17 protein-coding genes are annotated in these 20671 nt (G+C 45.1%); 9 read left to right on the top strand and 8 right to left on the bottom strand.

Annotated features, from left to right (window positions below):
• Window positions 1–78: 78 nt before the first annotated feature.
• Window positions 79–2115 carry a PhoX family phosphatase gene (locus B7360_RS17760; RefSeq protein WP_085344217.1) on the bottom strand — a complete coding sequence of 679 codons (2037 nt, stop codon included), beginning with the start codon at window positions 2113–2115 and terminating at the stop codon, window positions 79–81.
• 267 nt (window positions 2116–2382) lie between these two features.
• Here B7360_RS17760 and B7360_RS17755 point away from each other — a divergent pair, with 267 nt between their 5' ends.
• Entirely contained in the window at window positions 2383–2721 is a 339-nt protein-coding gene (locus B7360_RS17755) for a YggL family protein (RefSeq protein WP_005393599.1), read from the top strand.
• Between the two features lie 631 nt (window positions 2722–3352).
• Here B7360_RS17755 and B7360_RS17750 read toward each other — a convergent pair.
• Window positions 3353–4219 (bottom strand): AraC family transcriptional regulator, encoded by an 867-nt coding sequence (locus B7360_RS17750; protein WP_085344215.1) that lies wholly within the window; start codon window positions 4217–4219, stop codon window positions 3353–3355.
• 167 nt (window positions 4220–4386) lie between these two features.
• On the opposite strand from B7360_RS17750, the gene B7360_RS17745 reads away from it, so the two are divergent.
• From B7360_RS17745 to B7360_RS17730, 4 genes are all read left to right on the top strand, one after another.
• A complete protein-coding gene (locus tag B7360_RS17745; RefSeq protein WP_006741242.1) occupies window positions 4387–4632 on the top strand; it encodes a hypothetical protein in 246 nt (81 codons plus the stop codon).
• 530 nt (window positions 4633–5162) lie between these two features.
• Window positions 5163–6071 (top strand): LysR family transcriptional regulator, encoded by a 909-nt coding sequence (locus B7360_RS17740; RefSeq protein WP_065645588.1) that lies wholly within the window; start codon window positions 5163–5165, stop codon window positions 6069–6071.
• 301 nt (window positions 6072–6372) lie between these two features.
• A complete protein-coding gene (gene rimK / locus B7360_RS17735; protein WP_005393586.1) occupies window positions 6373–7278 on the top strand; it encodes a 30S ribosomal protein S6--L-glutamate ligase in 906 nt (301 codons plus the stop codon).
• 62 nt (window positions 7279–7340) lie between these two features.
• Window positions 7341–7769: a RimK/LysX family protein gene (locus tag B7360_RS17730; protein ID WP_085344213.1), complete on the top strand. Its 429-nt coding sequence runs from the start codon at window positions 7341–7343 to the stop codon at window positions 7767–7769.
• Between the two features lie 66 nt (window positions 7770–7835).
• Here B7360_RS17730 and B7360_RS17725 read toward each other — a convergent pair whose 3' ends face one another.
• Entirely contained in the window at window positions 7836–8561 is a 726-nt protein-coding gene (locus tag B7360_RS17725; RefSeq protein WP_048625145.1) for an MBL fold metallo-hydrolase, read from the bottom strand.
• Window positions 8562–8884: 323 nt separating this feature from the next.
• Between B7360_RS17725 and speA the strand changes: the two genes are divergently transcribed.
• The 4 genes from speA (at window position 8885) to B7360_RS17705 (ending at window position 15819) form a co-directional block, all read left to right on the top strand.
• The gene (gene speA / locus B7360_RS17720; RefSeq protein ID WP_085344264.1) at window positions 8885–10795 is read left to right on the top strand and encodes an arginine decarboxylase; all 1911 of its coding nucleotides are present in this window, start codon (window positions 8885–8887) and stop codon (window positions 10793–10795) included.
• 1 nt (window position 10796) lies between these two features.
• Window positions 10797–11717, top strand: a complete 921-nt coding sequence (gene speB / locus B7360_RS17715; protein ID WP_005393578.1) for an agmatinase — start codon at window positions 10797–10799, stop codon at window positions 11715–11717.
• 411 nt (window positions 11718–12128) lie between these two features.
• Window positions 12129–13334, top strand: coding sequence for a multidrug efflux MFS transporter EmrD (gene emrD / locus B7360_RS17710; protein ID WP_085344211.1), 1206 nt, complete (start codon window positions 12129–12131; stop codon window positions 13332–13334).
• Window positions 13335–13644: 310 nt separating this feature from the next.
• Window positions 13645–15819, top strand: a complete 2175-nt coding sequence (locus tag B7360_RS17705) for a S9 family peptidase (RefSeq protein WP_085344209.1) — start codon at window positions 13645–13647, stop codon at window positions 15817–15819.
• A gap of 215 nt (window positions 15820–16034) precedes the next feature.
• Here B7360_RS17705 and B7360_RS17700 read toward each other — a convergent pair whose 3' ends face one another.
• From B7360_RS17700 to B7360_RS17680, 5 genes are all read right to left on the bottom strand, one after another.
• A complete protein-coding gene (locus B7360_RS17700) occupies window positions 16035–17030 on the bottom strand; it encodes a porin (protein ID WP_085344208.1) in 996 nt (331 codons plus the stop codon).
• A 215-nt stretch (window positions 17031–17245) separates the two neighbouring features.
• Complete coding sequence (locus B7360_RS17695; RefSeq protein WP_074189723.1) at window positions 17246–18115, bottom strand: metal ABC transporter solute-binding protein, Zn/Mn family; 870 nt, start codon at window positions 18113–18115, stop codon at window positions 17246–17248.
• Between the two features lie 22 nt (window positions 18116–18137).
• Window positions 18138–19013 (bottom strand): metal ABC transporter permease, encoded by an 876-nt coding sequence (locus B7360_RS17690; RefSeq protein WP_005393560.1) that lies wholly within the window; start codon window positions 19011–19013, stop codon window positions 18138–18140.
• On the bottom strand, window positions 19013–19741 hold the full coding sequence (locus B7360_RS17685) for a metal ABC transporter ATP-binding protein (protein ID WP_005393557.1): 729 nt from the start codon (window positions 19739–19741) through the stop codon (window positions 19013–19015). The genes B7360_RS17690 and B7360_RS17685 overlap by 1 nt, the downstream gene beginning before the upstream one ends.
• Window positions 19741–20667 (bottom strand): metal ABC transporter solute-binding protein, Zn/Mn family, encoded by a 927-nt coding sequence (locus tag B7360_RS17680; protein WP_006741228.1) that lies wholly within the window; start codon window positions 20665–20667, stop codon window positions 19741–19743. Before B7360_RS17680 ends, B7360_RS17685 begins: the two co-directional genes overlap by 1 nt.
• Window positions 20668–20671: the final 4 nt, after the last annotated feature.

Raw genomic sequence — 20671 nt, 5'->3', positions numbered from 1 at the left:
TGCGACTGGGCATTCGCCTAAACAATCAAGCCCTGCATTTGCAGGGCTTGAATTTTAAGGTGTTAATGCATTTAGAGATTAAACTGCAATCTCTCCACCGTCTTCACGTCGAATGACAACCGTCGCAGCTCGTGGACGCACAGAAACACCAGCAGGCGTTTCTTCGGCGGCATCTTCACTGTATGGCCAGTTGCCTGGGTGCTGAATATTCACAAACAATGATTTGTAATCAGGGCTGATAGTAAAGCCTGTCACTTCACAACCATTTGGTCCAACAAAGAAGCGTTTAAGCTCCGCTTGGTTATCCGCACCAATCACTGCTTGGTCACCATTCTCATCTGTTAGCTTAGATGGCACAACGGCCAACATTTGATCATTAGTGTAAGACGTAACTTCATCTGCGCCGTTATCGGTCTGAATCCACAAAATACCACGGCCATCAAACGCTAATCCGTCTGGGCTCGCAAACTGGTTTAGCTCATTCAAGCCAGAACGGTTGGTATCTGCATCACCATTTGCTGGCGAACCGAAGACAAAGATATCCCAAGTAAAGTCAGTTGCTGAAGCACCTTCATCCCAACGAATAACATGACCAAACTTGTTATTCAAACGTGGATTCGCAGGATTGGTTTCATCTGTACGGCGCGTATTGTTCGTCAATGTTAAATATACTGAACCCGTGAATGGATCAACCGTACACCACTCAGGTCGATCCATTGGTGTTGCCCCAACTAAATCCGCCGCGCCAGCAGTATTGATGATAATTTCAGCCAGTGAGTTAAAGTGCTCCGCTAACGTACCACCAGCGGTTGTTACGCTATCAAGCGTTAATGGTAACCAAGTACCTGTGCTGTCTTCATTGAAGCGCGCCACATACAGTGTGCCTTCGTCCATGTACTTGTCACCCATCGCCAAGCGATTATCAGGGTTAGCATCTGCTGGATCCCACGCTGCCGCAGATTCAAATTTGTATAGGTATTCAAAGCGAGAATCGTGACCAGAATAAAATACCACTGGTTTGCCTTCTTCAAGCTTACCGAAAGTACAGCCCTCGTGACGGAAACGACCTAGCGCAGTACGTTTCTTCGCACGTGAGTTTTGCGTGTAAGGGTCAATTTCGACGATGTAACCGTGACCATTGGCTTCATTACGGTAATCATCCATCGCACTTGCTCCTGTTGGAGCCACATTAAAGCGAGAGAACTCATCAAGACGCTCTTCTGCATTTCCTGCTAATGTCTCCCACAAGTAGCGTGTACTTTGGTCATCGACACCAATGCGATCTTGCTCTTCTGTACGAGTCCCGGCATTAACAAAGTAACCTGGCCAGTTCTCTTCACACGTTAAGTACGTGCCCCACGGCGTGTAGCCGTTGCCACAGTTGTTTAACGTACCACGCGCTTGGCTGCCATCTGGCGAGAAACGAGTGACAGTTAAAGATGTGTGGGCCACCGGGCCAGACAAATCCATGACTGTCGCACCAGTATAACGACGGTTTAGTGGATCGGTATCAACCAACTTCCACATGTTGTCTTCCAGTTGAATGCGAACCACTGACACACCGTGCGCGTTAATCTCCTTACGCACTTCATCTACAATGGTACGTACGCCATTTTCAACCGTCGGACCATTTGGATGCAGTGCTGATGTGTCGATGTACTCGTGGTTAATACATAGCAAGCCATCTGTAGTGCTATCGTTCAATGGGAAAAAATGCATGCCGTCATGGTGCATGCCTAGCGCATTTAACTGATCGGTACTGGTGTTGGTACCATCATTTTGCCATGCGCTGCCTTGCGCATTAAGTGGTGTTCCCCAAGGTACTAGTACTTGTGCGGTGTAGCCTTGTGGAATTGAAACTGCGTCAGTGAGTGAGCCAGGGATAGATTCAAAGTTAAGAACGGCTTTAGATGCGCCCGAACCACTGCTTACTGTACTCCCTGAGTCAGACGAGTTACAACCAGCCAATCCGAAAGCACCAAACGCTGTCATCGCACTGATACCTAAACCACCTTTCAGAATGCTGCGTCGAGATAGGCTCGCTTCTAATACTTCTTCAAATGGTTTGTTTTCACTTTGGTTATAACGCGTCGCGTCAAAGGTTTCCTTGCTCATTTTTACTTTCCCGATCTTATAGTTTAATTAATAAATAAGTGATTAGTTGAACGGCAAGAAGTTTGGATAAGAAAAATGACAAAAGTGCTTAAAACATATGAAACTTGTGTTTCAACAATACTGCAAACCAAACCAACACAGCTAACGAAGCAATTAAATTCTGGTCACATAATCACCAACTGTATCGCTTCATTCTGATTTTACTTGGGCTAAAGTGTGATAGAAGGTATAAGGTGTACGAAATCAAATCATCTACGAGAGATAATCATGAAATTAGACAAGATCGATAACAAGAGCCGTCGTATCCGTAAAAAGCTGTTCTTAGGTGAGTTCGCAATCCTAGGTTTCGAGATCAGCTGTGAAACAGACATCAACGACTTCGACCGTTACGATGCATTCGTTGATGACTTTATCGACTACATTGATGGGCTTGGCCTTTGCTTCGGCGGCGGTGGTCTAGAACTGTTTGAAGGCTTCCTATGCTCTACTGACCGTTACGGCAGTGCTACTGAAGAGCAAAAAGCACAAGTTATTGCATGGTTAGAAGCACGTCCAGAAGTGAAAAGCGCAAAAGCTGGCGACTTGGTTGACGCAAACTACCTGTAAGTAACAGAGTCATACTGACAATAATAAAAAGCTGGTCTCCGGACTGGCTTTTTTACTTTTGGAAGTGTGTGATAGTAAAAGTAGAGTGCTGGGAGGTTGTGCGGAGTGAATGTGATTGTGGCGTTTTTGAGCTGGCAATCAGCGGGAAACGACGTTCCACTGCCAGCTCGTGCCTTTAGGTATCATTAACTATGATTTTTTAGCTGGTGCGTCTTTCGTGTCTTTCCAGTATTGAATACGCACACGATGTAGCTGAGCTCTTCTAGTCTTTTTCATAGTAAAATCCCTCATCTTATATAAGTAACGCTCCTTATGGAGCTTATTGTCTAAGGTCGAATCCCCTTCAATCTATAAGGGAACCAATTATTTAACCGTGACCAATTTCACAACATAATGATAATTACCGATTTATTGCAGTCATCTTTGACTAGTAAACGGCGTATTATCTCTCTGACACGGTTAACTTACTCACCAGATATGACAGAAAAATGGCAATCAAGTTCCCTATATTATCTGTCACTGAATCTTAATAATGATTCCTGAAAAATTTTGCAAGTAAGATATCAATTGCCCATCACTTTCAACCGAGCAACTCTTTTCGCGTTCGTGATCGCAGTTGTGTGCAACCCAATTAAGGCTGGATTCGCTGCTGATATTGCTGGCGGTACTCGCGTGGCGTAAGCCCTTTATACGTTTTGAAGTGACGATTAAACAGGGCTTGGTTTCGATACCCTACTCTCTCAAACACAATTCCAATCGGCAAAGGCGTTGATTGCAGCAAATCTGCGGCATGATTGATCCGCAATTTCATTAGGCGTTGGCTAAACGGCTCTTTAAAGTGCTTTTGAAACAATCTTGTGACCGCACTTTCACTCAGCGATAAGTAGTTCGCCAAGTCTGCGAGCGTCACCTTAGTTGCAAAGTACTGTTCGAGATACGCGTTGACACTTGCCACTCGTTCTCTTTCCTGTAATTCGTGTTCACTCATCGATAAGTAAGAGTGAGTCATCAGTGTTTTCGCCCCTTCGTCGTGAGCAATCAGAGACAAAACATGGAGAAATCTCGATAGTTGCTCCATTGCAGGAAACGTCATGAGCTCATGTAGAAGATCCACAACGTGCTGAGCTGTCCGCTCAGAAAACACTACACCTTTGTTGGCCGCCTTTAAAAGCGGATCAAGCTTTCTAAGCTCTGCGCAATAGAACATCAAATTGGCAATCCACTCACGCTTAAACCAAATCACATGAGTCTCGCACTTGCTTTCGACCAATGTGGAGTGAATTGAATGAGGCACACCAGGCGCGATCAATAGCATTTGGTTGTGAGTCACTTCTAATTCGTGATGACCAATATGCAAACTGCCAGTGAAGTGGCGATGGATGACTAATTCAAACACATCATCGTGAAAATGGAGATCGTACTCTTTTTCTGGCTCATCAATGCGACGATAGCGCCAAGAAAAACCAGGTCTTTGCGGTACTTTTTCGATGTGTGCCATTGGCTACTCCACAAAATAGTATTGTTTCACGCTCAAATAATATCAGTATTGCCAGCTTAATCTTCATCACGCCGAAATAGTATTGATATTAAGCGGCATACTATCAACTTTGTGTCGTCACGCTCCTTATTGTTGCCTTGAAAGACAAGATAACTAAGGAGGCTTTCATGAGTCACTTCACTGTCAAGCTACGCCAAGCCCTGCACAAAACACGTGATGAATGGGCAACATTCGCCATCAAAGAAATGGAAATTCCACCTGACACTATCGCCAAATTTTATGGCTACAAATCGAGTTGTGATCTTGAGCAAATTCTTAAACAGGATGAAAACGACGCCAATTCGGACATTTGCTCGACACCTTGTGCGAGATCTCTTACAAGCAATGTAAGCAAAACGACCATCATTGACTAAGACAAAATCGAAAAATTAACATAAGCCATTGAAAATTATCAGCTATATCATTTCAAACAATATTCGCTGCCAAAGTTTTTTTACCTAGCTAATTGAGAGTAATCAGCAAAACATCAATACTGATTGTGTCGACAGGATGTTGGCGGGAACAGGAAAAAAACCTAATGGACTAGGTATCTTCAGGATGAAGATTTGGTAGCTTAGGATGAGTTATCAGCAAGGATGTAGTTAAGCTCTAGGATAGAGTTCGCCCGTCAGGATGATAGGCAAGAATGGACACCGCTAGGAAGGCGATGAACAAGGAACTCGGTTAAAGGACTTAGCCACAATCAAGGATAGATGCAGGGAGCACCTATAGTAGCCGGATTGCTGCGAAAGAGAATAAGCCCCGTCTGGGAAACCAGGCGGGGTTTTATTTTGTCTGGTATTTATTATTTCACGAGGCACCCGATTCTCTTGCGTCGATTTATTTCGTGCCGTGCTATCATTTTCTCTACGTCTTTCAGCAAGCTCACAGCAAATCTCACATTATGCTTAATCCTGTTTGGTTACATACATTTAAGACATTGATTGAAGTCGGTCATTTCACACAAACGGCAGAAAAACTTTTTATGACCCAACCTGGTGTCAGCCAACACATCAAAAAGTTAGAGCAAAGTTGTCAGCATGCGCTGATCAAACGTGAAAACAAAAGCTTCGAATTAACAGAGCAAGGTCGGATTGTTTACGCCTACGCGCTGGAGTTAGAAGAAAGAGAGAAAGCGTTGCTCGAAGAACTCAGTTTTGATGATGCATTTTCAGGTCACTGTAAACTGGCCTGTTCTGGCGCAATGGCATTGATGCTGTATGGCCCTCTTTTAGAAAAGCAAAAACAGCACCCAGGCTTATCGCTGCATTTAGAAGCCGCACCCAATCACTCGATTCTCAATGCAATAACGGAAGGAAGCATTGATATTGGTATCGTAACTGATGTTCCTCACAAAGGTTTATTTCACAGTGAAAGAATTGGTAAGGAGCAGTTGTGCTTAGTCCTACCTAATCAATACCGCGAAAAGCAGATAACACCACAACTCTTGCACGACTGTGGTGTCATTGCCCATCCTGATGCCAAGCACTACATGACGCTGTTTTTTGACCAATGCGCGGAACAAGAGCTCCAAGAAATTAAGATGAGCGATTTACCATTATCCGGCTACGTGAATCAATTAAGCCAAATTTTACTACCTGTGAGTAAAGGACTCGGCTTCACCGTGCTGCCTCAAAGTGCTGTCGACAACTTCCCACAAAAAGATACCTTGCACATCGCACAACTGAAAAACACCGTGTGTGAAGAGTTATTTTTAGTTCGCAAACGCAGTCGTGTTCTGCCACTGCGCTATCAAACAATTAAAGATGTGTTATTGGACGTCATCACAAACTCAAAACAAACTACAGAATAGCCTAACGTTTTAAACTCGTTGTAATCCGTTTGCTTAAAAAAGCCCACAGACAACTTCCAGCTTACGACGCTGAGAATGCCCGATGATTCAACAAATTATTTTTGTCGTAACGACGAGTTTTTTTCGTTTTCTTCTCGCGAGAAAAAAACCTAAGGTGCGCACCTCTAACGAAGTGGTTGTCCAACCACACATCTAAATCGTTGAAGTCAGTAGGTAATATCACCTAAATATCACATACCTGCTGCATTCTATACTCTATACTTATATTTTTAATTTGGTACTGACTTACTAAGGAATTGCCATGCGTATTGCTATTCTCTCTCGTAATGAGAATTTATATTCAACCATGCGCCTAAAACAGGCAGGTGAAGAGCGTGGACATCAAGTAGACGTCATCGATACTCTGCACTGTTATATGGACATTACGAGCAACAACCCTAAGATCCGCTATAAGGGTGAAGAATTGCCACAATACGACGCTGTGATTCCTCGCATCGGTGCATCCATCACATTCTACGGTACCGCGGTTGTACGTCAGTTTGAAATGATGGGCACATTTTGTGTCAACGAATCGGTCGCGATCAGTCGCTCTCGTGACAAATTACGCTCGTTGCAACTGTTATCGCGTAAAGGCATCGGCTTGCCGCGCACTGGCTTTGCTCACCACCCTGATAACATTCAGGACGTGATCAAAAATGTTGGTGGCGCACCTCTAGTGATTAAATTACTAGAAGGCACTCAAGGCATCGGTGTTGTGCTTGCTGAAACCAACAAAGCAGCAGAAAGCGTGATCGAAGCATTCATGGGGTTGAAAGCAAACATCATGGTGCAAGAGTTCATCGAAGAAGCTAAAGGCGCAGACATACGTTGCTTTGTTGTCGGTAATAAAGTGATTGCAGCGATGAAGCGCCAAGCGAAAGAAGGCGAGTTCCGCTCTAACTTACATCGCGGCGGCTCTGCACAGTTAGTGCGACTAAGCAAAGAAGAGCGCGCTACTGCGATTAACGCGGCAAAAGTCATGGGGTTAAACCTATGCGGTGTAGATATCCTTCAATCTAAAAACGGCCCAGTGGTAATGGAAGTGAATTCTTCACCAGGTCTTGAAGGTATCGAGCTCGCTACAGAAAAAGACGTTGCTGGTATGATTTTCGACTTTATCGAGAAAAACGCAAAACCACACGCAAACCGTACTCGTGGTAAAGGTTGATAATTGTTTGAGTGAGAGCCTGCTCAGTAGGCTCTCGTATTACTCATCGCTAGGATGACACTATGAATCAGAAAATGATCATTGGGAACGCCGAAGCTATTTGCTTACCTGAGTTAGGGATTACTCACCTTGAAGCGCGCATTGATACGGGCGCACAAACCTCTTCATTACATGTAGATAACATTGATTGTTTTGAAAAAGATGGTCAGTCTTACGTTGCATTCGATCTACACCCGGATGTTTATCACTTAGAACAAGTGGTTCGCTGCACAGCGAAGCTAAAGGCAAACCGTAAAGTTAAATCTTCAAACGGTACCTTTGAGCATCGCTGCGTTATCACCACCATGCTGCGCATGGGTGACAAACAATGGCCAATCGACATTACGTTGACCAACCGTGAAAAAATGACTTACATGATGTTGTTAGGTCGTCAGGGCATGGCAGACAAAGTGCTGGTCGACCCTAGCCTATCTCACTTATTGGCATCTTAACCCCGTAGCTTCAGATGAGTGATCGAACGTTTTTGTTGAGCATCACTCGTCTGGCTTTATCTTCGCCTACTTCCTACGAAATAGCGCAAACAACAATCCCTTCGCTTTAACCTTTGTGACGCGCCAATGGGTCATCGGCTTAGTCGGCGCAGTATGCAGAATGTGCTGATACGCTTTCTCATCAAAAGTCACCTCTCCCCCATGCGCCAAAAGCAAACATTGCGGATCCATCTCAAACACACGCTTTAATGATTGGCGATATTGGTTTGGATGAAATATGGGAAACGGCGCAATCAGGTGTTTCTTAACCTGCACCATCAAATCCGCCACATACAATACATCTTGTTCAGAATGATAAACCGACAAATCTCTATCGGTATGTCCCTGCGTTTCTAGCACCTGCCAATCATCAAACCCCGGAATACATTCACCATCGATGAGTTCTATATCGGGCTTTAACTTGCGCGAATACCACAGGTTTTGCTTTGGTTTACGCATCCGGTTCGCCATCCAGCGCGCTAACATCAAATCGGTCAAATGCATTAGCCAACCATCTACACCGCTATACCATTGACTCTCTCGCTTTGCAGCCAATAGCTTACATCCAGTTAAATCACGCAGTTTGTGCGCGCCACCAGCGTGGTCTGGATGCATGTGTGTCACAACGACCAACTTTAGGTCAGAAAAAGGACGATGGAGTTGATGTTCAATAAAATCTTTAAGGTGAGGAATATCTGCTCGACTTGCACCATCAAGCAACATTAATTTATCGGGATATTCGGCGAGATACATGGTCTGAATGTATCCCTGAATTCTGTGCAGCTGCAAAATATGTCCTTATTTGAGTGAGATTTTTCATGACCGCTTCCTTGCTGGTCAGACCAACTATAACAGCTGAATGGACGCTCTGGTAAACAAATGTTCACATCAGCGCACGACAAGAAATCATAATCGAGATGATAGATTTTAATCATTAGACTCAGCGGCACTTTTATCCGTTAATGCGCGCACACGGAGTTCGTGTCAGGGTATGAGGTTAATGCCTCATGATTTGCTTTTTTGTACTTTTCCTTCTAGTTAATTAAGGACTTAAGTACATTTTTGTGAGAATCGAGTTGGAAAAAGCAACTAAATTAGACCGCATCCGCGCGGACTACAACGTTCACTACTGGAGCCAAGGTTTCTACGGTATTGATGACCAAGGCGAGGTTTACGTATCACCTCGTAGTGATCGTGCACATCAAATCCCTTTCAGTGCCATTGTAAATGAGCTAGAAGCGAAGCAGTTAAATCTGCCTGTATTAGTGCGCTTCCCGCAAATCGTGCACCAACGTGTGCATGGAATTTGCCACGCTTTCAACCAAGCAATTGAAGAATACCAATATCCAAACAAATACCTGTTGGTGTACCCAATTAAAGTAAACCAACAACGTGAAGTGGTGGATGAAATTCTAGCGAGCCAAGCTCAACTAGAAACCAAACAGCTTGGTCTGGAAGCGGGTAGCAAGCCAGAATTGTTGGCAGTACTTGCATTGGCTCAACAAGGCAGCTCCGTGATCGTGTGTAACGGCTACAAAGACCGTGAGTATGTGCGTCTTGCACTGATCGGTGAAAAGCTGGGCCACAAGGTATTCATCGTACTAGAGAAGCTTTCTGAGCTGGATCTGGTGCTAGAAGAAGCGAAAAGCTTGGGCGTAAAACCGCGCCTTGGTTTGCGCATTCGCCTCGCCTCTCAAGGTGCGGGGAAATGGCAAGCAAGTGGCGGTGAAAAATCGAAATTTGGTTTGTCTGCATCGCAAGTGCTTAGTGTTATTGAACGTCTGAAACGCGAAGGCAGCCTAGATGCGATGCAACTGGTTCACTTCCACCTTGGCTCACAGATGGCAAACATCCGTGATGTACGTAATGGTGTGAATGAGTCTGCACGTTTCTACTGCGAACTGCGCGCACTGGGTGCAAACATCGAATACTTCGATGTGGGCGGCGGTTTGGCAGTCGACTACGACGGCACACGCAGCCAATCATCGAACTCGATGAACTACGGCCTTGCAGAGTACGCACGTAATATCGTCAACACAGTGGGCGACGTGTGTCAGCAATACGAACAACCGATGCCAGTGATCATATCTGAATCCGGTCGTTCACTGACAGCGCACCACGCTGTGTTGATTTCTAACGTAATTGGTACAGAAACATACCAACCGGAAGAAGTGCATGAACTTGGCGCAGATGCTCCACTTTTACTACAAAACATGTGGCGAAACTGGGAAAACTTACAAGATGGTACAGACGCTCGTGCGTTAATTGAGATCTACAACGATACCCAAAGTGATTTGGCAGAGGTACACTCTCAATTCGCAACTGGCGTGCTTAACTTGGAGCAACGTGCGTGGGCAGAACAACTGTCACTGCGCATTTACTTCGAACTAAGCCGCAAGATGAGCACTAAAAATCGCTTCCACCGTCCGATTCTGGACGAGTTGAGCGAACGTCTTGCAGATAAGTTCTTCGTGAACTTCTCTCTCTTCCAATCTCTACCAGATGCTTGGGGTATTGATCAGGTGTTCCCTGTTCTACCACTTTCTGGCCTTGGCGATGCGGAAGAGCGTCGTGCAGTAATGTTGGACATCACCTGTGACTCTGATGGCGCGATCGATCACTACGTTGATGGTCAAGGCATCGAGAGCACGCTACCTGTACCAGCTTGGAGCAAAGACAAACCATACCTAATGGGCTTTTTCCTAGTAGGCGCATACCAAGAAATCCTTGGTGACATGCACAACCTATTTGGTGACACCCACAGTGCAGTAGTCAATGTTGATGAACACGGTCAATTTGAGATCAGTTACATCAATGAAGGTGATAGTGTAGAAGACATGATGCGCTACGTTCATATCGACGTGGATGAGATTCGTGACAATTACAAACAATTGGTTTCCCAACGAGTTGAAGCCAATGAACAAGCACAAATCCTAGCAGAACTAGAACAAGGTCTAGCGGGATACACCTATTTAGAGGACTTCTGATATGAATGATTTGTTTACTAAAACCGATTATTCGCTTTACTCCAACTCTATGTCGTTTTTACGTCTACCGTACATTCGTAATCCGGTATCGGCAGACGCAGACGTTGTGGTGCTAGGGGTTCCTCTGGACATGGCTACATCTGGTCGTCCAGGCGCACGCATGGGGCCAGATGCGATTCGCCGTGCCTCAGTCAACTTGGCATGGGAAGGTAAGAAGTTCCCTTGGGACTTCAACGTATTGGATAAGCTGAAAGTGATCGACGCGGGCGATCTCGTGTTTGACTGTGGTGATGCGGAAGATTTCACTTACCGTCTAGAGGCAGCAACCAGTGAAATTCTAAAAAGCGGTAAAACCATGTTGGGATTGGGCGGTGACCACTTCATCACACTGCCTATCCTGCGTGCCTACGCGAAGCATCATGGTCAAATGGCTCTGATTCACTTTGATGCTCATACGGATACCTACGCAAATGGCAGTTCATACGACCACGGTACAATGTTCTACCATGCGCCGAAAGAAGGTTTGATCTCTGCGAAGAACTCAGTACAAATCGGTATTCGTACTGAATACAAACAGCAAGATCACGGCTTCAATGTGATTAATGCGATGCAAGCGAATGACATGTCGGTGAACGAGATCTTAGAAGAGATTCGTCGCACCGTCGCAGACAAGCCAGTGTATGTTACTTTTGACATCGACTGCTTGGATCCAGCCTTCGCACCAGGAACAGGTACACCCGTTTGTGGTGGCTTGAACTCAGACAAAGCACTGAAGATCATTCGTGGCTTAGCCGGTATGAATATTGTGGGTATGGATGTTGTAGAAGTATCGCCTCCGTACGACCACAGTGATGTTACCGCATTAGCGGGAGCAACCATCGCGCTAGAAATGCTTTACGCATACGCATCTGGCCGCGAATAAACATAATCATTTCTAAGGGAGCTTCGGCTCCCTTTTTGTTCATGGTGCCTTCTCCAGTCTTTTCTTCGTTCGAACCATGTCTTGCTCTGGCTAACCAAAACAATTCTTCTCCCCTCGATTTTAACCATAAAAACCAATGACCTATAAGTAGGTTTACATTCACAACAAATAAGAGATTTAACGTAATTCAACAAAGAAAAGCAGCCTATTTCCGAATGCAAATTAAGATTAGTTTTTCTAATGCATATTATAGATTTTTATCTTGCTCAACTTCACACTTTTCGATTGCTAATTGTACACGCAAAGACTAATATCTCGCGCAAATAGCCCCGTAACACCAAAAGTCTGTTGGCACTCTGCATTAGAGCGCTAAGGGTTTTTACGTCTTAAATTTTTTGGAGAGATACGCAAATGTCTGCTTCGTTTCCATTAGCGAAACTTACCTTTTTAATCGCAATATTGACTGCCGTGGGTCAAATGACCCAAACAATGTACGTGCCTTCAATCGGTCATATGGCGGGTGAGTTTTTGGTGTCTGCGTCATCACTTCAAGCTGTGATGGCTTGTTACCTGATTCCATATGGCTTATCGCAATTCGTGTACGGTACGTTATCGGACCGCTTAGGTCGCAAGCCAATCATCATAGCAGGCCTACTTATCTACATCGTAGGTACATTGGTGGCGCTCTTTGCACACCAATTTGAATGGTTCTTGATTGGTAGTTTCATCCAAGGTTTAGGTATTGGCTGCGGTGGTGCGATGTCACGTACTCTGACTCGCGACTGCTTTGAAGGTTCTGAGCTACACAGAGCAAATAGCTTAATCAGCATGTGTGTGATTTTCTCACCATTGTTGGCTCCCGTACTTGGCGGCTACTTAACCGAAGCGTTTGGCTGGCGCTCTAGCTACCTATTCTTAGCGCTGTTTGGCATTGCAGTGGTGATTACCATGATGACCAGCATGATGGAGACGCTACCAAAAGAGAAACGCAAGTTCGAACCAGTAGCCAAAAGCTACAAACACGTTTTTTCTGACCGCCGCTTCCAAGGCTTTTTGATCTGCCTAGTTGCGACGTTTGCTGGCGTAGGTGTGTTCGAGGCAGCAGCTGGGGTATTGCTAGGTGGTGTATTGGCATTACCAGCAACAACGGTAAGTTTACTGTTTATCTTACCGATCCCGGGTTACTTGGTGGGTGCCGGCTTATCTAGCTACATCGCGCAGCGTCGCTCTGAGCGTCGTGCTTTAAATGTGGGCTTGGTATCGATTTTTGTTGGCTCTGCTATTGTGCTCATCCCTGGCTTGTTTGGTTTAACCACGGCGTTAACGCTGGTTGGTGGCGCAACCGTGTACTTTTTGGGTGCGGGTATCCTATTCCCAGCCGCAACAACCGGAGCAATTGCTCCGTTCCCTTACCACGCGGGGACAGCTGGTGCGACTCTGGGTGGCATGCAGAACTTGGGCGCCGGTATTGCAACCTTGCTTGCATCGCTATTCCCAGCGCATAACCAAATGCCGCTTGGTGTTTTGATGATGGCAATGTCGGTAATTGCAATGCTTGGGCTCATGTGGGTAAATCGAGCGCACAACCACTCAAACGAAGTGCCGCAAGTCATCTGATCATTATCGACTAACGTTCAAAATCCAAAAGGGACACACTCAACAAGTGTGTCCCTTTTTTCATATCACACTATATCGATTTCCCGATGAGAATGATTTAACTTTCGAATTGATATTTGTTAAAAATAACAGCTGCTTACACAATGTGTTTTCAGCTCCCTTCAAATTGAGTAGCCAACTCGGAAATATTGAGGATTCTCACTTTTTGGCATACCTCATAACAAAGAATGGACAACTGAAAACCACTAACGAAATGAAAGCCCAGCCCTCAGGATGAGGCCACTTGGGTGTATAATAAGGACAAAAACAGATGCGTTTCACTTTAACTACGTTGGCCGTCTCGGTCGCGCTTGTCGCCGGATGCAGCAATCAAGGAACTCCCAGCATGACTCAATACTCCCAATCACAGATCGTTGCTCAACAAACTCAAGCTCCGGTTGCGAAAAAAGTCCCTCACGCGATGACTATTCATGGTGATACTCGCGTTGATAACTACTACTGGATGCGTGACGACGAACGTAAAGATCCGGAAATTTTGCAGCACCTAGAGCAAGAAAATCAGTATGCGGAAACCGTTCTCAAGCACACTGAAGCTCTTCAAAATGAGCTATTTGAAGAAATTAAAGGTCGCATAGCAAAAGACGACAACTCCGTTCCTGTGCGTAAAGGCAACTACTTCTACTCAAGTGAAGTGACCGGAGATAACGAATACGAAGTTCACCTTCGAGCTAAAGACTTTGCAGGCAAAGACAAGCAAGTCATTTTAGATGTCAATGAACTTGCAAAAGAACATGAGTTCTTCAGTATTGGCGGCTTGTACGTTAGTCCGAATGAAAACTTACTAGCGTATGGCGAAGATACATTAAGCCGCCGCGTTTACACTCTTAAGATCAAAGACCTGAAAACAGGCAATTACCTACAAGATGAAATCGAAGGCGCCTCAAGCGCGATTGCATGGCAGAACGATAACAACGCCTTTTACTACATCAAAAAAGATCCACAGACCTTGCTGGGCTACCAAGTGTATCGTCATGTTTTAGGCACGCCACAAAGCAGTGATGAGTTGATTTTTGAAGAAACCGACAGCGCCTATTACACCTCACTAAGCAAAAGCAAAGATGGCGAAGATATTTATATCTGGCATTCCAGTACAGAAACCAGCGGCGTCTCCATCATCGATGCGAACAACCCTAAAGCAAAGGCGAAGCCTTTTTATCCTCGTAAAAATGGCATTGAATACAGCATTTCTAAGCTAGGCGATTGGTATTACATTTATACCAACTATCAAGCCGTGAACTTCCGTTTGATGAAAGTTAAGCAAGAAGAGATGCACGATCGCTCTAAGTGGCAAGACGTGATTGCCGCAGACGACAACACTCAACTTGTCGACTTCGAGCTATTCGATGATCACCTCGTCTATGAGCAGCGCTCTAACGGCCTAGCAAGCGTCTCTGTACGTCAGCTCTCTACAGGAAAAGAATTCCCCCTCACATTTAATGACGATGCGTTTGCTGCCTATTTGACAGGTAACCTAGAGCTGGATAACGAGAGAGTTCGTATTTATTACAGCAGTTTAACCACTCCAGGAACCTACTACGATTTCGATCTAAAAACGGGCGAGTCAGAAATCATGAAGCAAACACCTGTACTTGGTGATTTTAATCCTGACAATTACCAATCAGAACGCATTATGATCACAGCCCGTGACGGTAAAGAAGTACCCGTTTCTTTGGTGTATCGTAAAGACTTATTTAAGAAGGATGGTACGAATCCAGTCTACCAATATGGTTATGGCTCTTATGGAGCAACCATTGAGCCAACTTTCCGCTCGGCACGTTTAAGTCTATTGGATCGCGGCTTTGTTTACGCCATCGCTCATATCCGTGGATCTGAAATGCTTGGCCGTCCTTGGTATGAAGATGGTAAAAAACTCACCAAGCAAAACACATTCAACGACTTTATTGATGTGACTAAAGGTTTGGTTGAGCAAGGTTATGGCGCGAAAGATAAAGTCTTCGCTGTTGGTGGCTCTGCAGGTGGTCTCTTAATGGGGGCTGTCATCAACCAAGCACCAGAACTGTATCGCGGTATCGGCGCTCATGTTCCGTTTGTGGACGTGGTAACCACTATGCTCGATGAATCGATTCCACTAACCACCAATGAGTATGATGAATGGGGTAACCCAAATAACAAAACATACTATGACTATATGTTGAGTTACTCGCCTTACGACAACATCAAGGCACAAAACTACCCGAACATGTTGGTAACGACTGGCTTGCACGACTCTCAAGTGCAGTACTTTGAACCAATGAAGTGGGTCGCCAAACTTCGTGAAATGAAGACAGACGATAACGTCTTGTTGTTCAAAATCGATATGGAAGCCGGACACGGCGGCGCATCTGGTCGATTTAAACGCTTAAAAGAAGATGCGCTAGAATATGCGTTCTTCCTCGATTTACTCGATTTACTCGATAAAAAATAAGCGTATTAATAGAACTGCATCTCTAACAACAAAAATGCCCGCAACTTGCGGGCATTTTTTATAGACGCGCTCTCTAAAAAGAGAGTTGGGTTACCTAAGCACATCATTACCAGTGTCTCTTATAGCCAAAGGAAAGCAGAAAGAAAAACGCCTACTCACAACGAGTAGGCGTTAACACAATAAATGTGTTTAGGCAGTAGAAACTGGCCTATTTATTAGAAGTAGTAACGAGCACCTAGAGTCCAGTAGTCGTTCTCTTCACTGTTGTAGTCGTTACCTAGATCAAACTGGTAAGCTGCAAACGTTACGAAAGCAGGAGTTACAGCGTACTCTGCTTGTAGCGCAGTTTCGCTTGAAACTGTCTTGTTGTCTTCTTCGTCTTCTACGCCTTCGTAGTTAACGCTGAATGTCCAATCGTTTACGCCGTATGCCAAAAGAGCTTCAAGTTGAGAAGTCTCTTTACGCATGTCGTAGAAGTAATCGTTCATACCGTATACTACTGCTGCGTATAGACCTGACCCGTACTGACCGTAGTTTACAGAGAATAGGTGTGATTCAGCATTCTTAGTACCTAGAGTCGCGTTTTTAACATCACCGCCGCTGTATACGTAGCCTAGACCAAAGCCAGCTACAGAACCGCTCAGTGCAACTTGACCACGTTGCTCGTATGTTGTTGCATCTGAAGTTTGCTCACCTTGCCAACCTAGACCGAGGTTGAAAGCAAAGCCTTCACCAAATTCAAAACCTTTACGGTAGCTAAGCATTTTATCAGCACGAGCTGAGCCTAGGTTGCCGTGGTTGTCGTACAAAAAGTCGTTCGCAAACGCGATTGGTAGATCCGCAACACCAGCTACATCGTAGTAAGGTGACCATTGAGTACCTGCCACAAGGCGACCGTACTGCTCGTGAGTTGCACCGATGTAACCTAGACGAGTTTTGAATGACTGTTCACCACCGTCAAGGTAGTTAAGTGCCCATTCGCCTTTAGCGTCGATAGTAATACCGTTGCCAATGTCTTTCTTACCCGCAACGTTAATACGTGGAGATACTTGGTGAACTTTTACTTCTTCTTCGAAATACTCACCCACGCCAACTGAAACGTGACCGCCGATCGATAAAGATGTACCATCGCTGTTGTAAACTTCTGCTGCGAAGGCCTGTGAACCACATGCTAGTGCCGCCACTGCAACGGCTAGAGTTTTCATTTTCATTGTTAACATCCGTATAGTTGTTTGTACCGGTTCGCTTAGAGACAGATTAAATCCGAATCAATCGCAACGAACACATAACAAAGTAGTAATGAAATAGAAATGAAACAAACACTTTCTTATGCAACCAGTGGTATTAATGCTCACGTTTTGAACTAAGTCACAAAAAAATAGGGAACTTTTCATTCCCCATCATAAAATCTGTGGCTTTTTACGTGTCACATCTCCCAACGTGCGAGTGGCTTCTCAGTTTTGATACCCTTACTGCCCCAGCGGTCAATAACATCAATTTGCAGTATACGACTCGGTTTAATAAGCGATGTCAAGGTTTTCGACGGTCGTTTATCCGTAACTAACCATAGCGTTTTATCTTGTTCAAACTGAGCTTTTAAAGATAATTTGTCTTCTTCTGTCCACTCGAGTTCTGGCTTAAATTCGCGCCCAACCACAAACAATTGGTTGCCAGAGGCAAAGTCCTCTAGTGACTCACTCATCAGTACCACTGAATCGATGCCTTTATCGAAGATCTCTGCCTGTTGTTGGTTGATCAGTTCACGCACATTGAGCATAAAAGCCTGTTGATTCGTTTGAATCGCCTTTTGGTGCTCAGGATATACACGTTGTAGATCCTCTCCAACAATGCCCGCCATTCGGATTAAGTTTGTAGGGTTCAGCCACGCGTACTTCGATGTTGACCCGTTTTCCAATGTCAGTACTGCAACTCCTTGAGCTCTAGGAGAAATGGCCTGCGATGCATCGATTTCAATCAAGTGAACGTTGCCCTGTCGAGCGTAAACATAAGTCGGGTCTTGTTTCCAAATCGCACCAAGAGTAATAGCAACCGTCGCGGCTTGACCCGCTTGCTTAACTTGCTCTGTACCTTTATTTGCGAACCAGTTCTCAAGACGCTCAACGCCGTAACGCTTTGGAGGCAGATACTGAGTCTCTATCCCTGTACCTTTCATGAGTTGCTCAGACAACATGTACGTGACGGGAGTGCTGGTTAAAATGTCTTTGGCGCTTGCCAACGATGGAAGTGTCGTCGCTATAACCAAACCAAAAGTTATCGCTAATTTTTTTATCTTCATGTTCATTACTTTATAAAAAGGGTTACGCTTTTTGGATAATTCGGTAAACCGTTGCTGTTAGGAAAAAGGCCGCAGAAACAATGATGATGGATGCGCCTGATGGCACTGGTAGCTCAAGCTCCATCGGCAGTATGGTTCCGACTAAACACGCAATGGTTGCCAATAAAGAAGAAAGGAGAACGAAACTGCCCATGCGTTTAGTCAATAACCTAGCCGTTGCACCAGGAATCAGTAGCAATGCACCAACCAATACCGCGCCAATAATCTTTACCGCGGCGATGGTGACCAAGGTGATCATCATGACAAATAAGTAATCATAAAAGCTGGTATTAAAGCCGCGTACACGTGCAATATCCGGGCTAATACAAGTCAGCAAAATGCGGTTAAACGTTGGAATAAGAAGCAGTAATATGATCAAGCAACTGATCGCTAAAATAAGGATATCGTTGTCCGTCACCGTCAAGATCGATCCAAACAACACGTTCTCCAACATGTGAATGTTGATCTTACGAGCGACGTACATTAACAGTGCAGCACCAACCGCTAACGCTAGTGCAAGAAAAACCCCAACCAGTGTGTCGTAAGGTACATTCGTACGATTACGAACAAAGTGAAGCAACAGCGCAAAAATCATACAAAAGCTAAACAAGCCGATGATCGGATTCTCTGGCGGCTCACCGAGCAACACACCAATCGCGATTCCGGTAAGCGCAGCGTGCCCAACCGCTTCAGAGAAAAAAGCCAGTCGCTTGGCGATGACTAATGTCCCAAGACCACCAAGTAATGGTCCTAATATCAACGCAGCCACAATTGCGTTCACCATGAAGGCATAAGAAAAGCTATCGCTTAACCATCCAGCTTCAACGCCGCTAACCGCTAACTCTCGTAACCAATCCATTATGCAGCCTCCACTTTTGCTGTGTAGTGCTTGAATAATGTTTCTATACGATCAGGACTTAGCACATCTGAATGGTGCCCTGACGCCACAATTTGACGATTTACGACATGGACCTGCGCATCTAAACGGCGCACTGCGGTCACGTCATGGTGTACTGCCAGTACCGTTTTGCCTTCTCCAACGACTTCATGAATCAAACCTTCAAGGTACCGAACACCTTGCTCGTCCATCCCTGTTGTAGGTTCATCTAAAACCAATAAATTGGGCTCATCCAGTAAAGCTTGCGCAAACAAAACACGCTGTTGCTCTCCGCCAGAGAGTTGCCCCATACGACGATCGCAACGCGTTGCCATGCCCACACGATCAAGCTGGGCCAGAGCATGTTGAGTTTGCTTTGTTTTACGTCGCCAAAATAGAGGAATACGGGTTTGATTAAGCAGCACAAAATCCATCACGGTTAACGGGAGGCTTGCCTCGAACATCGCCTTTTGTGGTACATATCCTATCTTACCCGATGCAGCTGATTGCTCTGGCCAATTGAGTGCAATGTTTCCCGAAAATGGTGTTAGCCCAAGTATCGAACGAAGCAAAGAGGTTTTCCCACCACCATTCGGCCCCATGATAACGTGGCATTTGGCGCTCTCGAATTCAGCGCTGATGTTCTGCAAAATAATATTGTCGGCGTATTTCAGGCCCACGTTATTTAAGGAAACGGAAGGACCTGTCATTACGCCTTTTCCCCTGCTCGCTTGCTCGCAACAAACTTCATTGCTTCAATGAGCGTTTCCACGTTATCTCGCATCTCAACCTCGACTTTATCAGCCTCATACTCACCGTGAGTCATGTGAGAAAAGCGATAAAGCTGCACCCCTGTCGCCTCTTCGATGGTATCAACAAAACGGTTCGGCATATTGAGCTCATAAAACAGCACATCAATGCCGGATTCACGAATTTTCTCAATCGTTTCCTGCAACTGACTGGCACTTGGTTCAACGCCATGAGCAGGCTCAATGACAGCTGCGACGTCAACACCAAACTCCTGAAGGATATAGCCGTAAGCATTATGGGTTGTCGCCACCTTCATACCAGCCGTGTCCAACTCACCAAGAGACAACATTGCATCACGCTTCATCAGGCGAAATGTTTTTGCGTATTTACGAGCATTTTGGCGATAAAAAGTAGCGTTGTCTGGGTCCAGTTTACTTAGCTCACTCGCGATGGTGTAAACCTTTTGAATAGTGGTCGATAGACCAACAAAGGTGTGAGGGTTCACTGCACCTTGACCAACTGACTGCCCCATAGCCGGTAACAGAGGCACTTCTTTGTTCGCTTCGATAACCACGAGATCATCACGCTGAGAGGCTTTGATCACTTTCAGTGCAAAATCGTCATGACCAATACCATTGATCACTATCGCATCCATTTCATTCAAACGTTTAAGATCATTGGGTTGCGGTAAATAGTTATGAGGGTTAAAACCAGCATCGACCAGAGGAATGATGTTCGCCTTGTCATCAACAACAGCTTTGACATAGCTGTAATAAGGTTGAAGCGTAATACCAATACTGAGTTTATCGGCAGCAAAGCCTGTAGAAGACACCGTCAATAACACGGTGGCTGTAAGAATACGACGTAAAAGAGAGCGTTTGATCATAGTA

Origin of the sequence: Vibrio sp. ArtGut-C1, assembly GCF_002105475.1 — a bacterium.
Lineage (GTDB): Bacteria > Pseudomonadota > Gammaproteobacteria > Enterobacterales > Vibrionaceae > Vibrio > Vibrio diabolicus.
Note: the sequence above shows the minus strand (reverse complement) of the source record. Positions and strands in the feature narration are given on the sequence as shown.